The organism is Leucobacter sp. UT-8R-CII-1-4 (genome assembly GCF_030010235.1).
In the GTDB taxonomy this organism is placed as follows: Bacteria; Actinomycetota; Actinomycetes; order Actinomycetales; family Microbacteriaceae; genus Leucobacter.
In genome coordinates, this window is sequence record NZ_JASCRS010000004.1 from 1 (window position 1) to 16,187 (window position 16,187).

Genomic DNA, 16,187 nt, shown 5'->3' on the forward strand with positions numbered 1-16,187 from the left:
TTAATAGTGTTACGGTGGTTATAGCGTCAGGGAAACGCCCGGTTACATTCCGAACCCGGAAGCTAAGGCTGACAGCGCCGATGGTACTGCACTCGGGAGGGTGTGGGAGAGTAGGACACCGCCGGACTCCTTTTCATAGAAAGGGGGGCTGATCTTGGATCAGCCCCCCTTTTTTTTATGCCCAAAAACTGGGCGCATCAAGCGCGTCAAGTTTGCCAGAGCCGAGCGCGCCAAGCGCTCCTCGCGCCTATCGTGTGTGCGCTTGGGTGTATGCCTCCCAGATGCTCCCGCCGGTGTAGATGTGCCTGCTGAGGGCTTGCAGGCTCTCGCTGGCGTTGATCGCGATAGTGTTCTCTAGCTGTGCAAAGAGCGGGAGGTCTGAGAGCGAATCTCCGTATGCGACGCATTCGCTCCACGAAAGTCCGTAGAGCTTCAGCCAAGTGGCAGTGATACTCACCTTCGATTCAGGCACCAGGATCAGCTCTGGGTTGGGATCTTTGGCCAAGGGAAGCGCCGGAAACACGGATCCCGCGATGTGGTCAAAGCCGAACACGCTCATTCGATCTGCGAAGAAATTCGGGGTCATCGTGATCAAGGCAGAGCGTTCGCCGCGTGCCCGGATGTCTTGAATGACCTCCGCAATGCCGCTGAGAAAAGGTGTGCCGTGCATCGCTTGCTCGACGGTCTCGTGCGAGAGTCCGCGCCACAATTGACCGATGGCGTGAGCGAACTGCCTGGTGCCAATCTTTCCTGCGCCGAAGCTTCTCTCGAGCTCGGCGAGTTCAACGGTGGTGCCGGTGACCTTTGCTATTTCGAGGCTCGCGGTGGAGCCATGAATGAGCGTGCCGTCCAAATCAAAAACGTGAAGCATAGCCAGACAACTCTACGGCTTCTTGGCTTCGAATGCGGTTTAGGCGAGTGAGAGAAACAACCTTTCGAGTTCGTCTTGATCGGCGTTATCTGGGTTGTCTGGGTTCTCTATGCACTCTTTGAGCGCCGTGGATATCACCAGGAAGCCGGCGCGATCAATCGCCTTTGACACTGCAGAGAGTTGGTGCACCACATCTCGGCAGGGGGCATCGTCGTCAATTGCGTCGATCACGGCTGCAAGCTGCCCCTGCGCGCGACGGAGACGATTGCTGATCTTGCGCTTTGCTTCAAGATCTTTTGGGCTAGGCGCCTTATCGGGCATGAATGCTCCTTGTGTATTGGCCGATCTAACTTGACATCAATGATACCCCCTAGGGTATTCTGTTTCATAGATACCCCCTGGGGTATAACTTGGACTTTAGGAGAACCTCAATGTGCAGACCAACGAACTGCAAGACCTGTGGCAAAACCACCTGGGCGGGCTGCGGTCAGCACGTCGCTATGGTGAAAGCGAGCGTTCCCAGCTCGCAGTGGTGCAATGGCAAGCACAGCCAAGCCGAGATCGCGGCCGCTTCAGAATCGCGCCCCGGCTTTTTCGCACGTCTCTTCGGACGATAAACAAAGGAAGAATCATGGCAACAACCGACCTCACACTCGCAACATTCAATGACACCGTCGAGCGCGACGGGATCGCGATTGTAGATTTCTGGGCAGCTTGGTGCGGGCCGTGCCGATCCTTCGCGCCAACATATGAGCGCGCCTCAGAGCAGCACCCCGACATTGTGTTCGGCAAAGTCGATACAGAAGCCGAACAAGAACTCGCTGCCGGATTCCGAATCACCTCAATTCCAACTCTCGCGATCTTCCGCGATGGCATCCTGCTCTACGCGCAGCCAGGAGCTCTCCCCGCAGGCCAGCTAGAACAGCTCATTCAAGGCGCGAAAGAACTCGATATGGACGAAGTTCGCAAGCAGATCGACGAATCTGAACAGCCCGAAAAACAATAAACGCTAGAACCGGAGCCCACTACATGCTGCTTGAACGTATCTATGACGAAGACCTCGCCCAGGCGAGCTATCTGATTGCCTGCCAGTCAAATGGCGAGGCCATTGTGGTGGATCCGCGTCGCGATATTCAGGTGTACCTTGACCTTGCCGCGAAGCACAACATTCGTATCGCTGCTGTTGCCGAGACCCACATTCATGCTGATTACCTCTCGGGCACCCGAGAGCTCGCCGCGCACACGGGCGCGACAATGTACGTGTCAGACGAGGGCGGCATTGACTGGAGCTATGGCGAAGGCTTCGCGCAAGCCACCCGAATGAAGCACGGGCATCGTCTGCGGCTTGGCAACATCACGGTCGAAGCAGTGCACACACCCGGGCACACTCCGGAACACATGTCATTTCTGGTGACAGATGGCGCGCAAAGCGATACGCCGGGCTTTCTGCTGAGCGGCGATTTTGTCTTTGTTGGCGATGTTGGGCGACCGGATCTTCTCGACGAGGCTGCAGGGCACGTCGACACCCGCTTCACAGGTGCGAAGGATCTTTTTAAGAGCCTGCGCGATCAATTCTTGATACTGCCCGACTATGTCCAGGTGCTGCCGGCACACGGCTCCGGTTCGGCCTGCGGCAAAGCGCTTGGCGCAATTGCGGCAACAACAGTGGGCTATGAACGGAACTTCTCGTGGTGGGGAAAATATCTTCAGAACAATGACGAAGCTGGTTTTGTTGCAGAACTTCTCAACGGCCAACCCGACGCTCACGGCTATTTTGCGCGAATGAAATCTCAGAATAAGTCTGGCCCAGCGCTGATCGCTTCACCGGCTGAGCTAATTGAATTCGATGCTCCAAGCCTGCGGGTAGAACTCGCCAAAGAGCAGGCGATCTTGGTCGACACGAGGCACAACACTGAAGTACATGCGGGCACGGTGCCGGGTGCACTGAACGTGCCTGGCCCAGCGAAATCGGCGAGCTACGCCTCATGGGTATACGATCCCGAGCGAGAGCAACTGCCGCTCGTCCTATTTGTGCCGAGCAGAGCAATCGCAGAGGAAATGCGAGACCACCTGCTTCGCGTTGGCATTGACACAGTGAGAGGCTTCATTACCTCCCTCGACGGACTGCAACTGTCTCAACCGCAGCTCGTCTCACCGCACGAGCTCGACAGCCTCGACCGAGTTATGCTGCTCGATGTGCGAAACAAGACAGAGTTCGCGGCGGGCCATCTTCCAAAGGCAGCGCAACTGGCCGCAGGCCGAGCGCTATGGAATCTCGACCAGCTGCCCGAACCTGAGGCCGGCACGATCGTGAGCTACTGCCAAAGCGGAGTGCGCAATAGTGTCATCGCCAGCGCGCTCCGACGCGAAGGTTACGAGATCGTCGAGCTTGAGGGGAGCTATCAGGCTTGGCGCGATGCGGGGCTGGCAACCGCTCGATACACCGCCGCAGGGTGAGCATGAGAGGGCGCGAACGCGCGCAGCGATGGTTGAGTGAAATCAGCCGCTAAGCGCCCTCTCGCTCGATCAGAAGAGCGGCGCGTTCCTTGAAATAGCGCGCGAGCGTCGGCGCGCCTTCGAGCGGTGCGCCAGCGCGCCATCGCACCCGCAGTTCACCGTTTGAGAAACCGACGGGAAGCCCCTCGTCGAGCTCATGCAACGAAGCTTCATCAAGGTGGATCGGCACCGCGTCGAAATTCACTGACTGCCCGAGCGCGTAACCTCCACGCAGCGCCGCCGCAGCGATGTCACGACGCTCCTCTCGTGAGAGTGATTGATACCCCAGACGACCTCGTTCAGCTGCGCGAGTCGAAGGCCCTGCAGCCCAAAGGGAATGGTCAACGCCAAGAAGCAGCGATCCTAGCCGCCAAACCTCGGCCAGCGGCCGCATCGTCGCAGGTCTTGGCAGCACGAGCAGGCGTTTGCCAGCGGGAACGTACTCAGCGAGCGCTTCGGGCCGAATGGAAGCCTGCTGAAGAAGCATTGCAGTCTCTTGCGCGACATGAAGGGCACTTGCATTCGCCTGGTTCTGCCCATCGAATTCACCCATGCAGTAAGTGTATTGGGGTCAGGTGTTTCTGGGAGCAATCAGCTTGCGCCTCTAAGCTGGTCGTGTGGAGAACAACGGAGCGATCGAAAGCTTTGAAATCGAGCGAAAATACGAAGTGTCTGAAGACACTTCGTTGCCCGACGTGGCGGCGTTTGCGACCGTGAACCTGCAGCCGGCAGAGACGCTGGAACACGAGCTTCACGCCAGCTATTTCGACACTCCCGCGGTCGAACTCGCAGCGCAACGGCTGGCCCTACGACATCGACTCGGTGGCAAAGACGAAGGCTGGCATCTCAAAGCAAAGGGCGAAGACGGCGCCCGCGAACTGCTCTGGCCAAGCTCGGTGGAGATGCCGACCGGCCTGCGCGCTGAAGTGGCTGAGCGTATCGGCGAAGCCGCGATCCAGCGTTTGCAAACAATCGCAACGCTGCGCACCATTCGAGTGACCACGATGCTTTTCGACCAGGCGGGCAACGCTGTTGTTGAACTTGCCGATGACCGCGTCGAAGCGGTAAACGAACTTACCGGCAGACAGCAGGCTTGGCGTGAGTGGGAGGCTGAACTCATGCCTGACGCTGATCCGACGCTACTCGACCAGATTGAACCGTTGCTCGTTGCCGTAGGCGCTCGCAGGGTTCGCGGAACTTCAAAAATTCAACGCACGATGAGCGCAGAGGGTGACGCATAATGAACGCAGACAAGCGCGGAGCAAAAAAGAACAAACGGGGCAAGGGCGAAGAGGTTTCGCGCGAGGCTCGCCGTAAGCAGATCATTGTCGGCATCGTAATGGGCATCATTGTCGGTGTGGTCATCAGCGCAATCACCACGTTTTGGTACTGGCTGCCAGCAGGCATCGCATTCGGGCTCGCCGTCGGCGCAATTATGAAACCGCCTACCGAGTAGACGAGGCAGAAAAACGCCGCTATCTTCAGCGATGAGGGGCGGACCACCACGTAAGGAAGCAAAGGCGCATCATGGAACCCACCGTTTTCGAGAAGTATCCACCGGCTGAATCGGTTATCGACAGCTCACTCGCTGACACAAGACTCGGTTGCTACTGGATCGAGAGCATTGCCGATACGGCGGCGCGGTACCCGGTGCTGCCAGGATCGCGTATCGCAGATGACGTTGTTGTGGGTGGCGGCTACGCAGGCCTATGGACAGCAATCAAGCTGAAAACAGAACACCCGGATCGCCGGGTGGTGTTGCTTGAAGCCAAGCAGGTTGGCTGGGCTGCCTCAGGACGAAACGGCGGATTTTGCGAAGCCAGTATCACCCACGGTGAGTCAAATGCCGAGTCGCGGTGGCCAAACGAAGTGGAAACCCTGCGACGCCTAGGCTACGAAAACCTGGATGCGATTGAGCGCTTTATCAACGAACACAAGCTTGACGTTGATTTTGAGCGCACCGGTCAGCTCTCCGTGGCAAACGAGCCCTATCAAGTGGAATGGGTGGGGGAGAATCCCGACCCGCATGTTGAAGCACTTAACGCAGAGCAGGTGCAGCAACGTATTGCCTCACCAACATTTCTCGCGGGTGAATTCTCGCCACGTGAAAACGCGAACGTGCACCCAGCAAAGCTTGCCGCAGAGCTGGCCCGTCATGCGCACGAGCTCGGTGTCGAAATCTATGAAAATACCCGAGTGCTGCGTCTCAGTGGCCAGAGCGACGAACCGTTGCAATTCGAGACGAATCGCGGCACTGTGAACGCTGAGCGTGCCGCGCTTTGCACGAACGTTTTCCCCTCTCTGCTGAAGCGTTACACCTTCCACACGGTTCCGGTGTATGACTATGTGCTGATGACCGAGCCGCTAACTGACGAACAATTGGCTGCGATCGGTTGGAGTGGGCGAGAAGGACTCGCCGATATGGCGAACCAATTTCACTACTCGCGGCTCACGAAAGACAACCGGATTCTCTGGGGTGGGTACGACGCCGTGTACTTCACAGGTGGCCGTATCCGCGCTGAGTACGAAAATCGCATGGAAACTCACCGTCGACTGGCGAAGCACTTCTTCACGACCTTCCCGCAGCTCGAAGGCGTGAAGTTCACGCACCGTTGGGCCGGCGTGATTGACACATCAACTCGCTTCTGCGCGTTCTACGGGCAGGCGTTTGACGGTCGAGTGCAATATGTTGCGGGCTTCACCGGGCTCGGCGTTGGCGCCACCCATTTTGCGGCAGACGTGATGGTGGACAGGCTCGAGGGGCGAACCACCGAGCGAACCCAGCTTGAAATGGTGCGCGAAGTTCCGCTGCCGTTCCCGCCAGAGCCACTCGCTAGCATCGGCATCAATCTCACTCGCTGGTCACTCGACCGTGCCGACCACCAAGGCGGCAAACGGAACATTCTGCTGAAAACACTCGATGCGCTCGGCCTCGGTTTTGACTCATAAACACACCACAACACAGGAGAACGCGATGAACTACTTGCTGCCAGACGGCTTGAACGGTGTGGTGCACGGGCGCGGGGCGATCGTTCCGCTTGAAGCAGTGCCTGCTGAAGAGGTCGACTACGGAAACCCGCGCCAGGGAACGCTGGCCCTTGGCACTATCGGTGAGTGCGAGGCAGGCATCTGGGAGCTACGTGACGGGGCGGTGCTCGACACTGAGGTCGACGAGCTCTTCGTTGTAATTTCAGGTGGTGCGACAATCAAGCTGCTTGATGAGGGGCGAAGCGTCGACGTGAAGACCGGCGATGTGATGCGCTTGAACGCTGGGACTCGGACACGCTGGATTGTGAAAGATCACATTCGCAAGGTGTATCTCTCGGCGTAACGTTGCCGCGACTTTTGGCTATCTAGCCTGTCGAAGTGGGTCGGAGCGTTCAAGCAGTGCTCGAGCGATGGCCTCATCGAGAACCAGATCGGTAACCAGGCCTGCCGCGAGTGCCCCAGCCAATGCTTTGGCCTTGCCCTCGCCGGCAGCCACGCAGACTCGACGTTTGACATGCGCGAGTTGGTGAAGGCTGGGACCACTTGCGCGCGCATTGAGTTTGATGTCTGCGCTTGTGCCATCTTCGCGGAAGAACACGGTGGCGACATCGCCGACCACGCGTTCGCTCTCGAGGGACTGGAGGTCCTCGTTCTCTAAATAGCCCTCAGCGTAAACGTGACTTGGCACGGGTGATTGTGCAGCACCAACGCTAAAAATGATCATGTCGAGTTTTGCTTGCAGATCAAGGATGCGCCGGGTGCTTCGCTCCTGCCAGAGTGCTGTTTTTGTGGCTGGGTTGTCGAAGAAAGCTGGCACCGGAAAGTGCTGCACCTGGGCTGTAAATGCCCGACCAAATCGGCGCAGAATGTCGCTGGCGTAGGCAATGCCTGTGGTCCACATGTTGCCCGAACCGTTGAGCTGCACAAACACGGTGTCTGCGGTGTGGGTCGCGCTGAGCTTGCGGCTGATTGCAGCGAGCGTTGACCCCCAGGCGATACCGACAGTCATATGTGAACTCACCAGGCCAGCGAGAATCTCTGCGGCAAGCTGGGCCACCTGGTCAAGGCGTTCGCCTTCGCTTGCGTCTGCTCGAACACCGGCTACGTGGGAGTGCACCCCAAAACGTTCCCGCAGGGCCTCTTCGAGTCTGGCGACCTCATTAAAAGGGGAACGAACACGTATGTCGACGATGCCGGTGTCACGCGCATCTTGGAGAAGTCGTGACACTGTTGAGCGGGAGACACGCATGCTGTCGGCGATCGCCTCCATCTTTTCACCGCGAAGGTAGTAAGCATTGGCGGCAGCCCACATTGCCTCATTGCGATCTGGCTCATTCATAACTTAAGTGTGCACATATGTGCACGAGCCTTGCAACTCTTCTCGCGAGTTTTCACAATGGAACTATGACTAATGCATCTTCTGCCCAAAGCTCGCTGCCCAGTCAGGCCGCAGCGGTCGCAGACCTTATGCAGCGACCGAACGCCCAAGTATTGATTCTTGGTGCTGGCATCAACGGAATCGCAACGTTCCGTGACCTCGCGCTGCAGGGGATCGACGTAGTGCTGGTTGATGCAGCCGATGTGATGAGCGGCGCATCTGCCGCATCAAGCCACATGATCCACGGCGGCGTTCGCTACCTCGAAAACGGTGAATTTCGACTTGTGCGCGAGGCCGTACAAGAGCGAAATCGGCTCTTGCGCATCGCGCCGCACCTAGTGAAGCCACTAGAGACAACTATTCCGATCTATTCGACATTCTCCGGGGTATTGTCAGCCCCCATGCGGTTTCTCATGCACGGTTCAAAAAAGAGCAAAGAACGCGGTGCCGCGCTCATCAAATTTGGGCTCACTCTCTACGACTCCTTCTCTCGCGACGGAGGCCGTGTGCCCCGACATCGCTTTCATGGACGCAAGAAGTCACTGCACGAATTCCCGCAACTTGACCCGAACGTCAAGTACACGGCGAGCTACTGGGACGCCTCGGCGCACAGCCCAGAACGTCTTGGTATAGACATGCTCCGCGATGCGATCACCGCCGGGAACGGTCGCGCGAGGGTTGCCAGCTATACCGCGGCAATCGGAACGCGCGATGGCGGAGTGCTACTATGTGACAACGTGCAGCAGACCGAAATTCTATTCAATGCAGACGTAGTCGTGAACGCGACAGGGCCCTGGGTTGAGCTTACGAACGAAGGATTCGGCGAACCCACCGCGTTCATGGGCGGCACAAAGGGCTCACACATCGTGCTGGACCACCCAGAATTGCTCGCTGCAACCAAGGGCCACGAAATCTTCTTCGAACACAATGACGGCAGGATCGTGCTGATCCACCCCCTGAACGGTCGCGTGCTGGTCGGCACAACCGACCTGGAGCACGACATGCGTGAGCCCGCCGAGTGCACCGAAGCCGAGATTGACTACTTCTTCGAACTGATCGCACACGTGTTCCCCGGTATTAAGGTCGGACGCCAAGACATTGTGCACTTGATGAGTGGCGTGCGACCCCTGCCACGTCACGTCGATCAAGCCCCAGGGTTTGTGTCACGCGACTACCGGGTCGAACGCAGCGACTTCGCCGGCGCCAGCAAATCGATGCTGACCCTTATCGGAGGAAAGCTCACTACCTTTCGAGCATCAGCCGAAACTATTACTGATCTGGTGCTGAGCGAACTTGGCGCGAGCCGCAACGTTTCCACCGCTGAGCTAGCAATTGGTGGCGGTAGAGATTTCCCAGCGAGTGACCGGGCGAAAGAACGTTGGATCGCAGCAGCAGCCTCCTCGATTCCGCGGGAGCGCCTTGCAATTCTGCTTGAACGATACGGCACACTCGCACTCGAAGTCGCAGATGAGATTGAGCAAGGCCCAGACTCGCCGCTCGAATTTGTATCAGACTACTCACACGCTGAAATTGAGTACTTGACCAAAAACGAGTCTGTTGTGCACCTCACTGACCTGCTACGACGCCGCACAAACCTCGCATTCGTCGGAACTTCAGCGAGCGGTATCGCAGAAATCGCGAACATTATGGCTCCGATCCTCGCCTGGAACGAAGCGCAAATCGCAGCAGAAATTGCCGCAGCAGAACAGGAACTACTACCAAGAACACGTCTGGCGCTCGCCGCAGCCCCGCAGTGACATAGAGTTCTCTGAGGAAACTTGTTTGAGAGAGCTCAGAGGAGAGCAAATGGGCATGTCTTGGAAGCAGCACGGCGACGGCAAAACGGTCGCGCCTGATGCAATCGTCCTTCCAGAAGAGCGGCTGAGCTGGCCGAAGACCATCGGGTTTGGTGCGCAGCACGTAGTCGCGATGTTCGGTGCCACGTTCTTGGTGCCACTGCTGACCGGCTTCCCGCCGACCGCCACCCTGTTCTTCTCCGGCCTTGGCACCCTGCTCTTCTTGGTGCTTACCGGCAACCGCCTGCCAAGCTACCTCGGTTCATCGTTTGCGTTCCTTGCGCCCATCGGTGTGGCAACAGGGGTCGGCCTCGGCAGCGGCGACATGCCAAGCGCCGAAGGCTTCGCCCGAGCTTCGTTCGGCATTCTCGCCATCGGCGTACTGATGACGATTGTCGGCATTATTGTGCAGCGCTTCGGTACACGCTGGATCAACGCACTGATGCCACCGGTCGTCATGGGTGCAATTGTCGCCCTGATCGGATTCAACCTGGCGCCAGCAGTAAAGAACAACTGGAACGCCACCGCAAATTCGGGGTGGGTGGCGCTGATCACCATCGTGTCTGTGCTGCTGATCACCGTGATCTTCCGCGGAATTCTTGGCCGCCTCTCAATCGTGCTCGGCATGGGCGTTGGCTACCTTGCCGCCGTACTGATGGGAGAAGTGAACTTTGATGGTGTGCGCGACGCAGCCTGGATTGGCCTGCCAGACTTCCACCTGCCTGGCAACCCATTCTCTGATCCATCACTCTGGGGCCTGCTGCCAATGTTCTTGCCAGTAGTGCTTGTGCTGATTGCTGAAAACGTTGGTCACGTGAAGAGCGTTGGCCTCATGATCAACCGCGATCTTGACCCAGTCACCGGCCGGGCACTACTTGCTGACGGTATTTCAACCATGCTCGCTGGTTTCGGCGGCGGCTCAGGCACGACCACCTATGGCGAGAACATCGGCGTGATGGCTGCGACCCGCGTCTACTCGACTGCCGCCTACTGGGCTGCCGGCATTATCGCGATGCTGCTTGGCTTCTCGCCAAAGGTTGGCGCGATTATCTTCTCGGTACCGGCCGGAGTGCTCGCCGGTGTCACCGTCGCGCTCTACGGCCTGATCGGTCTGATCGGTGTAAAGATCTGGATCGACAACAAAGTTGACTTCTCAAAGCCAATCAACCAGTTCACCGCTGCGGTTGCGCTGATTGTTGGTATCGCAGACTTCGGTCTCGTGCTTGGCTCGGAGTCGAGCCCAATTGTCTTCAACGGTATTGCGCTTGGCACGCTAGCGGCGATCCTGGTGTACCACCTGATGGCTTGGGCCGCGCGAGTTCGTGGTCTCGGCGACGCTGTCAGTCCGATCGAGCCTGGGACCGGCTCGGTGAAGGTGCAAGAAGAGGCGTAAACGCCAGATCTGGTAGTGCCCGGTTCGCATTGCGACCGGGCACTACCTTTTTCGCTATACTCCGGCGCGCCGAACAATTTCCGCGGTTTCGGAGTTTCGCGTCGTAGGGTGACGGTGTGTGGAGTGTAGACCGGCGTCGTAAACAAGGCGCGAGTACCCAAGGGGCCGACGTGCCTCAATCTAGCGGTGCACCCACGGCAGAGGGTGCCCTTGCTCCGAAGCTCGAAGATCCAGTGACCACACAAGAAACCACAGACCTGACGGCACCGCCGCAGGCTCCAGTTACCGCCGTCGATGCGTTCGCGGCGGAACATCAACAATGGCGAGAAGAACTCGCGGAAATCGGTGGACCGAGTTCGCTGACTCATTTTGATGATGAGCCAATGAATCGGATCGAACTGTCGACCACCCACCCGGGCGGAATGCCGCAGTTCATTACCGGCCAAAAGATTTTGCTCTCCGCCCTGATTCGTGATGACGTGGCACTTCGTCAGGCACGAATCGCAGCGGGGAGAGTTACCGATAAGGCAACCGAAATGCGGGCCGTGCGCGGCCTTGAAACAGTGCACCTTGGCGTTGGCATTGCAAAGTGGCACTTTGAGGGTGAAGATTTTTGCGCACCTGTGCTGCTTCGCCCGCTCGCAATTCGCCGCTACGGTCGCGACTTTGAGCTGAAGCTCAAAAAGAATCCGATCGTCAACCGCGAACTATTGGCTACGCTGCGCGAACAATTCGGTTTGGTCATTGACGCGCGCACGCTGCTTGAGCTTTCGCAAAGCGAGGGCGTGTTTAAGCCGCAACCGGTGATTGATCGACTTCGCCAGATGGTTACCGGCGTGCCAGGGTTTGTGGTGCAGCCAAGACTCGTTGCTTCGTCATTCTTGAATGTCTCGCAGCAGATGGTTGCCGATGCAAGACAGCTCGATACTCCGGTATTGCAGGCGGTCTGCGGCAGCGAAGTAGCGAAGCAGCAGATTGAGGCGTCGTATCGTCCGGTCACCGCTACCCACCCCAACCATCGCTCACCCGAAGCAGATCGACACCTCTACGACTCAGACCCTGAGCAAGACGATGTGCTGGCGCAGATTGGCGCCGGTCACTCGGTAGTGGTGCGCACGCTTCCCGGAACCGGTGGTACCCAGACCGTTGTGAGCGCGGTTGGTGAACTCGTTCGTGCCGGCAAGCGTGTCCTCGTCGTGTCGCCTCGACGCTCAACTCTCGACGGAATTTCACACCGCCTCAGCCGCGTTGGACTGAGCGGCCTTGCCGTGACCCCGCGACTCTTGCGCCGAAACTTGGTTGAAGCGATCAGCCGGAACGAAGCCGCAGCTCCCGGCTCGCAGCGCGAAATCGACGACGCACTGGTTCGTCTGCGCAGCGTACTACTGAGCTACGAAGAAGCGCTGGTCACCAAGGATCAGCGATTCGCCGTATCACCGCTTGAAGCACTTCGCGAGCTGAGCCGACTGGCTTTGCTGCCAGAGGCGCCCACTACGACGGTGCGCCTTGACGATAAGGCACTCGGCCAACTCACTCTCGATCGATCTTCGATAGCCGAAGACATCACTGAGGCAGCACGCCTCGGCCAGTTTCAGTACGGTCCGAGTGATTCGCCGTGGTACGGGGTCGACTTTGCGACGACAGAAGCTGCGAGAAGCGCCTACGCGCTCGCGGTTGACCTCGCCGAATCGCAACTGCCCCGACTTATTTCGCAGGCGAATCAGCTCATTGAGCAGACCGCGCTGCGCCCGTACGAGACCATCTCTGAACTCGGCGTTTACCTGCGCCTACTGATGGGCGTGCGCGACACCCTCGACCGCTTCTCACCGGAGGTCTTTGACCGCCCACTCGACGAAGTGATCGCTGCGCACGCGCCGCGAGGTGGCGAGGACATGTCAAATAGCAACCGCCGACGGATGCGCCGTCTCGCTCGCGAGTACGTGCGCCCGGGAGTGCACGTAAACGACATGTACACGCGTCTGATGCAGATTCAGCAGCAGCGTGTGCTCTGGCAGCGCTACAGCACGGTAGTTGGCGCGCCACCGGAGGTGCCACTGGGCATTGCTGATGTGGCAGCGGCGTTCCAAACGGCTTACCAAGATCTGGATGAACTTGATCGTGTGCTTGGCGTCACTCACGACAGTGAGCGTCTGCGCACCATGCCATTGCCAACGCTTGCTCGTCGCACCACCGATCTTGCTCGCGAAAGCGAGGTGCTTCAGAACATTCAGGAGCGCACCGCAATTGTGGAGCGTTTGCGTGCAGCCCACCTTGAGACGCTGATTGACGACCTGTCGGCGCGACATGTTCCGGTCAGCCAGGTTGCCGCCGAACTTGAACAAGCCTGGTGGCAGTCGGCTCTTGAGCGCATGCTGCAGACGAACGAGGCTCTGCTCAGTGCAAACACCTCGGTGATTGAGCGCCTTGAGGCAGACTTCCGCTTGGTTGACGACGCGCACGCCGGGGCCAGTGGTGCTGTGCTTGGCGGTCGGCTTGCTGATGCTTGGCGCATCGCCGTCGCCGATAACCGCGGTGAAGCGCTCGCCCTTCGCGAATTGCTGCGCAGCGGCGATTCTTCGTTGCTGCAGCTGGCCCAGCAGGCACCAACGCTGCTCGGTGCGCTCGCTCCTGTTTGGGTGCTTTCGCCTTACGAAGTTGCGAGCCTGCCTTCAGAATTGCGTTTTGATACCGTCGTACTCGTTGACGCCGGCGCTACAACGCTTGTCGAGAATGTGAGCGCAGTGCGTCGCGCGCAGCAGGTCGTCGCATTCGGCGACACGGTCACGCAGACACCGTCACGTTTTGAGATTGCGGTGCGCAGTCTGCACGAAGAGTCGCAGTCTGCCAACGAGCCAGCCGCAGATCTGCACGACCGCAGCGCCTACGCGCAGTTGCGTTCAGTGCTGCCCGAGCTTTCACTGACGCGAAGCTACCGCGCAGGCGGCGAGGATCTGACCAATCTGGTCAACTCACGCTTCTATGGCGGCGATATTGAGTCGTTGCCGTGGGCTGGTACCTTCCTTGGACACTCGAGCCTCACGGTTGAGTTTGTGACTGACGGTCAGGGCCTACCAGATCCGCACACCGGCGCGGTCGAGAGCACCGACGCCGAGGTGAACCGTGTGGTCCAATTGGTGCTCCAGCACGCGGCCGAGCGCCCTCGTGAGTCGTTGATGGTGCTCACCGCGAGCACACGTCACTCTGTTCGCGTGCAGCAGGCTGTGTTGCAGGCCTTCTCGAAGCTGCCGCAGTACCGAGAGTTCTTGCTTGGTGAGCGGGCTGAACCGTTTGCCGTGCTGACGCTTGAGCAGGCTATGGCGCAGAGCCGCGATCGAGTGATCTTCTCGATCGGTTACGGTCGTACCCCGCACGGTCGCGTGCTTTCAAACTTTGGTTCGCTTGGCAAGCCCGGTGGCGAACGACTGATTGCGGTCGGCATGACTCGTGCTCGCCGCGGCATGACGATTGTTAGCTGCTTCAGGCCAGAGCACCTCGATACTGCGAGGATCAAGCACGGTGTGATCGAGCTTTCAGAGCTCTTGGCGCTTGAACACCCAGAGCCAGAGCAGGTTTCGCTACCTTCTGAGCGTGATCCGCTGCTCGGTGAACTCGCTGATCAGCTTGAACGGCTCGGCCTGAAGGTTGCGCTTGATTATCGTGGCGCTATTCCGCTGGCTGCATCGCTTGGTGATCGCGCGATTGCGATTGACCTCGACTTTGCTGGGGCAGTGGAGCAGGGGCTTCGTAGCTCGCTGCGTCTGCGCCCCGCGGTGCTTCGACGCCTCGGTTGGCACTACCATCGGGTGCACAGCTTTGACCTCTTCGCCGACCCGGAACGGGTTGCGTTGCGGGTAGCGAGCATTGTTGGTTACGATCCAGAAGCTGCTCAGGCGGGGGATCAGCCTGCCGCTGAGGGTGAAGCCGCAGCTGCACAACTGTTCTAATGGCTGTGTCTTCTCGGAAGAACCGCCGGGTGACGCAGGTGGATCCGCCGCTTGAGCGGGTTGCGCCGGTTGCGCCTGTCGATGCCAAGCAAGTTGAACCAGCCGATACTAAGCAGCCTCGGGTCGCTAAGAAGCGTATTCAAACTCGTGCGAATAACGAGAACGATGCACGCCTGCTGGCAGACCGCCCGCCACACTGGGGGTAGCTTGCCTTCGAGGAGCCGCTAGATCGTGCGGCCGGGTGGGGTGACGGGCCTGGTCTACATTTTCTGCAGGTGCTCAAGCAACGCTGGGGGATGTTCAAAGGTTTTGTGGTCGAGCAGCTTCTTGGCTTCAGCGGAGTAACGGCCGCGCGAATCAAGCGGAACGCCAAGGCGTTTGCGGGCAGAAATCTGTGGCCACCGATCGACTACGGTGATTCGCGGAATGTGCTTGACCAGTTCGCGTTCGAACTCTGAGATTTGATCGAGCCCCGGTAGCCAGACCGAGAGTAAAAGGTTCGACCTCGCCACAATCGGTAGGGCGAGGCGAATGCCGGGAGACCGACGTACAAAACTTGCGAGTTTGGTGCTTTCGTCGGCGGGACAGTCGAGCCAGAAGTAGACGGCGGTCAACCCAAAATCAGTGACCGAAAAATCAATGCGCGGCATGAACCAGGTTGCCGATTGCATCAGGGCAATCTGGCGTTGCACGTGTGCGTGTGAGTGTCCGGTGATCCTGGCGATGTCAGCGGCAGATCGACGGGCGTCACGGGCGAGATGCCTGGCAATCTCAATCTGGGCGGGGTTCGGTGCGGCAGCAGCCGACGATCTTGCCGGTCGCAGGGCCGTCACCGCACGTATTTGTTGATCGCTCAAGCTACCGAGTCGAAACTCGGAGCCCTCAACCGAAATGCCGCTGACAAAGTTGACGAGTGCGCCCGCCACGCCATCAACCACGATGATGTGTTCGTTCACAAAACGATCGACCGCGTAGAGGCTGTCAGCAAACACCATACAAACGAGGTCTTGAGCGCCGGCACAGGAGACGACGCTGTACACGTCGGGCATGCTCACGAGTTCCGCGATCACCTGTTCGCGCATGCCAGTAGTGCATCGAATCTCAACCATGCCAGCCTGCACGCTGAGTGGCCGATTGAGCACAGCGGTAAGCGCGCTCGACCAGACAAGACCTGCTTCGGTGAGCGCATCCCACCGCCTTGAAAGCGTGCTCGCGGAGGTATGCAGAATCGGGGAGAGCTGCGCCCAGCCAGCTCGCGGATAAATTTGCAGCGCGGTTACGAGACTGCGATCCAACTCAGAAATCTCGTGTTTCATGCATT

General features: G+C 58.8%; 16 protein-coding genes and 1 rRNA gene. 12 read left to right on the top strand and 5 right to left on the bottom strand.

Translation table 11 applies throughout. The features are described 5' to 3' along the window. The first annotated feature begins 10 nt into the window (after positions 1-10). Positions 11-127 (top strand): 5S ribosomal RNA (gene rrf / locus QBL02_RS09665). Between the two features lie 120 nt (positions 128-247). On the opposite strand, the gene QBL02_RS09670 is transcribed toward rrf, so the two are convergent. Together QBL02_RS09670 and QBL02_RS09675 are read right to left on the bottom strand one after the other, a co-directional pair. Beyond that, positions 248-871, bottom strand: coding sequence for an HAD-IB family phosphatase (locus tag QBL02_RS09670; protein WP_282726222.1), 624 nt, complete (start codon positions 869-871; stop codon positions 248-250). Between the two features lie 39 nt (positions 872-910). After that, positions 911-1,192 carry a metal-sensitive transcriptional regulator gene (locus tag QBL02_RS09675; RefSeq protein ID WP_282726223.1) on the bottom strand — a complete coding sequence of 94 codons (282 nt, stop codon included), beginning with the start codon at positions 1,190-1,192 and terminating at the stop codon, positions 911-913. Positions 1,193-1,302: 110 nt separating this feature from the next. Here QBL02_RS09675 and QBL02_RS09680 point away from each other — a divergent pair, with 110 nt between their 5' ends. The 3 genes from QBL02_RS09680 to QBL02_RS09690 are packed head-to-tail and all read left to right on the top strand — an operon-like array spanning position 1,303 to position 3,328. Then, a complete protein-coding gene (locus tag QBL02_RS09680) occupies positions 1,303-1,488 on the top strand; it encodes a hypothetical protein (protein ID WP_282726224.1) in 186 nt (61 codons plus the stop codon). A 14-nt stretch (positions 1,489-1,502) separates the two neighbouring features. Then, positions 1,503-1,877, top strand: coding sequence for a thioredoxin family protein (locus QBL02_RS09685; protein WP_282726225.1), 375 nt, complete (start codon positions 1,503-1,505; stop codon positions 1,875-1,877). Between the two features lie 23 nt (positions 1,878-1,900). Beyond that, positions 1,901-3,328 carry an MBL fold metallo-hydrolase gene (locus QBL02_RS09690; protein WP_282726226.1) on the top strand — a complete coding sequence of 476 codons (1,428 nt, stop codon included), beginning with the start codon at positions 1,901-1,903 and terminating at the stop codon, positions 3,326-3,328. Between the two features lie 49 nt (positions 3,329-3,377). Here the strand turns inward: QBL02_RS09690 and QBL02_RS09695 are convergent, their stop codons facing one another. Further along, on the bottom strand, positions 3,378-3,920 hold the full coding sequence (locus QBL02_RS09695; protein WP_282726227.1) for a hypothetical protein: 543 nt from the start codon (positions 3,918-3,920) through the stop codon (positions 3,378-3,380). A 64-nt stretch (positions 3,921-3,984) separates the two neighbouring features. Between QBL02_RS09695 and QBL02_RS09700 the strand changes: the two genes are divergently transcribed. The 4 genes from QBL02_RS09700 (at position 3,985) to QBL02_RS09715 (ending at position 6,698) form a co-directional block, all read left to right on the top strand. Next, entirely contained in the window at positions 3,985-4,608 is a 624-nt protein-coding gene (locus QBL02_RS09700) for a CYTH domain-containing protein (protein WP_282726228.1), read from the top strand. After that, a complete protein-coding gene (locus QBL02_RS09705) occupies positions 4,608-4,823 on the top strand; it encodes an HPP family protein (RefSeq protein ID WP_282726229.1) in 216 nt (71 codons plus the stop codon). Before QBL02_RS09700 ends, QBL02_RS09705 begins: the two co-directional genes overlap by 1 nt. Before the next feature lie 71 nt (positions 4,824-4,894). Next, positions 4,895-6,316, top strand: coding sequence for an FAD-binding oxidoreductase (locus QBL02_RS09710; RefSeq protein ID WP_282726230.1), 1,422 nt, complete (start codon positions 4,895-4,897; stop codon positions 6,314-6,316). Positions 6,317-6,341: 25 nt separating this feature from the next. Beyond that, positions 6,342-6,698 (top strand): cupin domain-containing protein, encoded by a 357-nt coding sequence (locus QBL02_RS09715; protein WP_282726231.1) that lies wholly within the window; start codon positions 6,342-6,344, stop codon positions 6,696-6,698. An 18-nt stretch (positions 6,699-6,716) separates the two neighbouring features. On the opposite strand, the gene QBL02_RS09720 is transcribed toward QBL02_RS09715, so the two are convergent. Beyond that, positions 6,717-7,694 carry a sugar-binding domain-containing protein gene (locus tag QBL02_RS09720; RefSeq protein ID WP_282726232.1) on the bottom strand — a complete coding sequence of 326 codons (978 nt, stop codon included), beginning with the start codon at positions 7,692-7,694 and terminating at the stop codon, positions 6,717-6,719. Positions 7,695-7,759: 65 nt separating this feature from the next. On the opposite strand from QBL02_RS09720, the gene QBL02_RS09725 reads away from it, so the two are divergent. From QBL02_RS09725 to QBL02_RS09740, 4 genes are all read left to right on the top strand, one after another. Then, on the top strand, positions 7,760-9,490 hold the full coding sequence (locus QBL02_RS09725) for a glycerol-3-phosphate dehydrogenase/oxidase (protein ID WP_282726233.1): 1,731 nt from the start codon (positions 7,760-7,762) through the stop codon (positions 9,488-9,490). A gap of 49 nt (positions 9,491-9,539) precedes the next feature. Further along, positions 9,540-10,922 (top strand): solute carrier family 23 protein, encoded by a 1,383-nt coding sequence (locus QBL02_RS09730; RefSeq protein ID WP_282726234.1) that lies wholly within the window; start codon positions 9,540-9,542, stop codon positions 10,920-10,922. Positions 10,923-11,092: 170 nt separating this feature from the next. Beyond that, on the top strand, positions 11,093-14,866 hold the full coding sequence (locus QBL02_RS09735) for an AAA family ATPase (RefSeq protein WP_282726235.1): 3,774 nt from the start codon (positions 11,093-11,095) through the stop codon (positions 14,864-14,866). Further along, positions 14,866-15,072, top strand: coding sequence for a hypothetical protein (locus QBL02_RS09740; protein WP_282726236.1), 207 nt, complete (start codon positions 14,866-14,868; stop codon positions 15,070-15,072). The genes QBL02_RS09735 and QBL02_RS09740 overlap by 1 nt, the downstream gene beginning before the upstream one ends. A gap of 54 nt (positions 15,073-15,126) precedes the next feature. On the opposite strand, the gene QBL02_RS09745 is transcribed toward QBL02_RS09740, so the two are convergent. Further along, positions 15,127-16,182: an Lrp/AsnC family transcriptional regulator gene (locus tag QBL02_RS09745; protein WP_282726237.1), complete on the bottom strand. Its 1,056-nt coding sequence runs from the start codon at positions 16,180-16,182 to the stop codon at positions 15,127-15,129. Positions 16,183-16,187 lie beyond the last annotated feature (5 nt).

Bases quoted from the DNA above. Each gene is read 5' to 3' on its own strand.
- QBL02_RS09670 (WP_282726222.1), bottom strand. From the start codon at position 871: ATGCTTCACGTTTTTGATTTGGACGGCACGCTCATTCATGGCTCCACC.
- QBL02_RS09675 (WP_282726223.1), bottom strand. From the start codon at position 1,192: ATGCCCGATAAGGCGCCTAGCCCAAAAGATCTTGAAGCAAAGCGCAAG.
- QBL02_RS09680 (WP_282726224.1), top strand. From the start codon at position 1,303: ATGTGCAGACCAACGAACTGCAAGACCTGTGGCAAAACCACCTGGGCG.
- QBL02_RS09685 (WP_282726225.1), top strand. From the start codon at position 1,503: ATGGCAACAACCGACCTCACACTCGCAACATTCAATGACACCGTCGAG.
- QBL02_RS09690 (WP_282726226.1), top strand. From the start codon at position 1,901: ATGCTGCTTGAACGTATCTATGACGAAGACCTCGCCCAGGCGAGCTAT.
- QBL02_RS09695 (WP_282726227.1), bottom strand. From the start codon at position 3,920: ATGGGTGAATTCGATGGGCAGAACCAGGCGAATGCAAGTGCCCTTCAT.
- QBL02_RS09705 (WP_282726229.1), top strand. From the start codon at position 4,608: ATGAACGCAGACAAGCGCGGAGCAAAAAAGAACAAACGGGGCAAGGGC.
- QBL02_RS09710 (WP_282726230.1), top strand. From the start codon at position 4,895: ATGGAACCCACCGTTTTCGAGAAGTATCCACCGGCTGAATCGGTTATC.
- QBL02_RS09715 (WP_282726231.1), top strand. From the start codon at position 6,342: ATGAACTACTTGCTGCCAGACGGCTTGAACGGTGTGGTGCACGGGCGC.
- QBL02_RS09720 (WP_282726232.1), bottom strand. From the start codon at position 7,694: ATGAATGAGCCAGATCGCAATGAGGCAATGTGGGCTGCCGCCAATGCT.
- QBL02_RS09725 (WP_282726233.1), top strand. From the start codon at position 7,760: ATGACTAATGCATCTTCTGCCCAAAGCTCGCTGCCCAGTCAGGCCGCA.
- QBL02_RS09730 (WP_282726234.1), top strand. From the start codon at position 9,540: ATGGGCATGTCTTGGAAGCAGCACGGCGACGGCAAAACGGTCGCGCCT.
- QBL02_RS09740 (WP_282726236.1), top strand. From the start codon at position 14,866: ATGGCTGTGTCTTCTCGGAAGAACCGCCGGGTGACGCAGGTGGATCCG.
- QBL02_RS09745 (WP_282726237.1), bottom strand. From the start codon at position 16,182: ATGAAACACGAGATTTCTGAGTTGGATCGCAGTCTCGTAACCGCGCTG.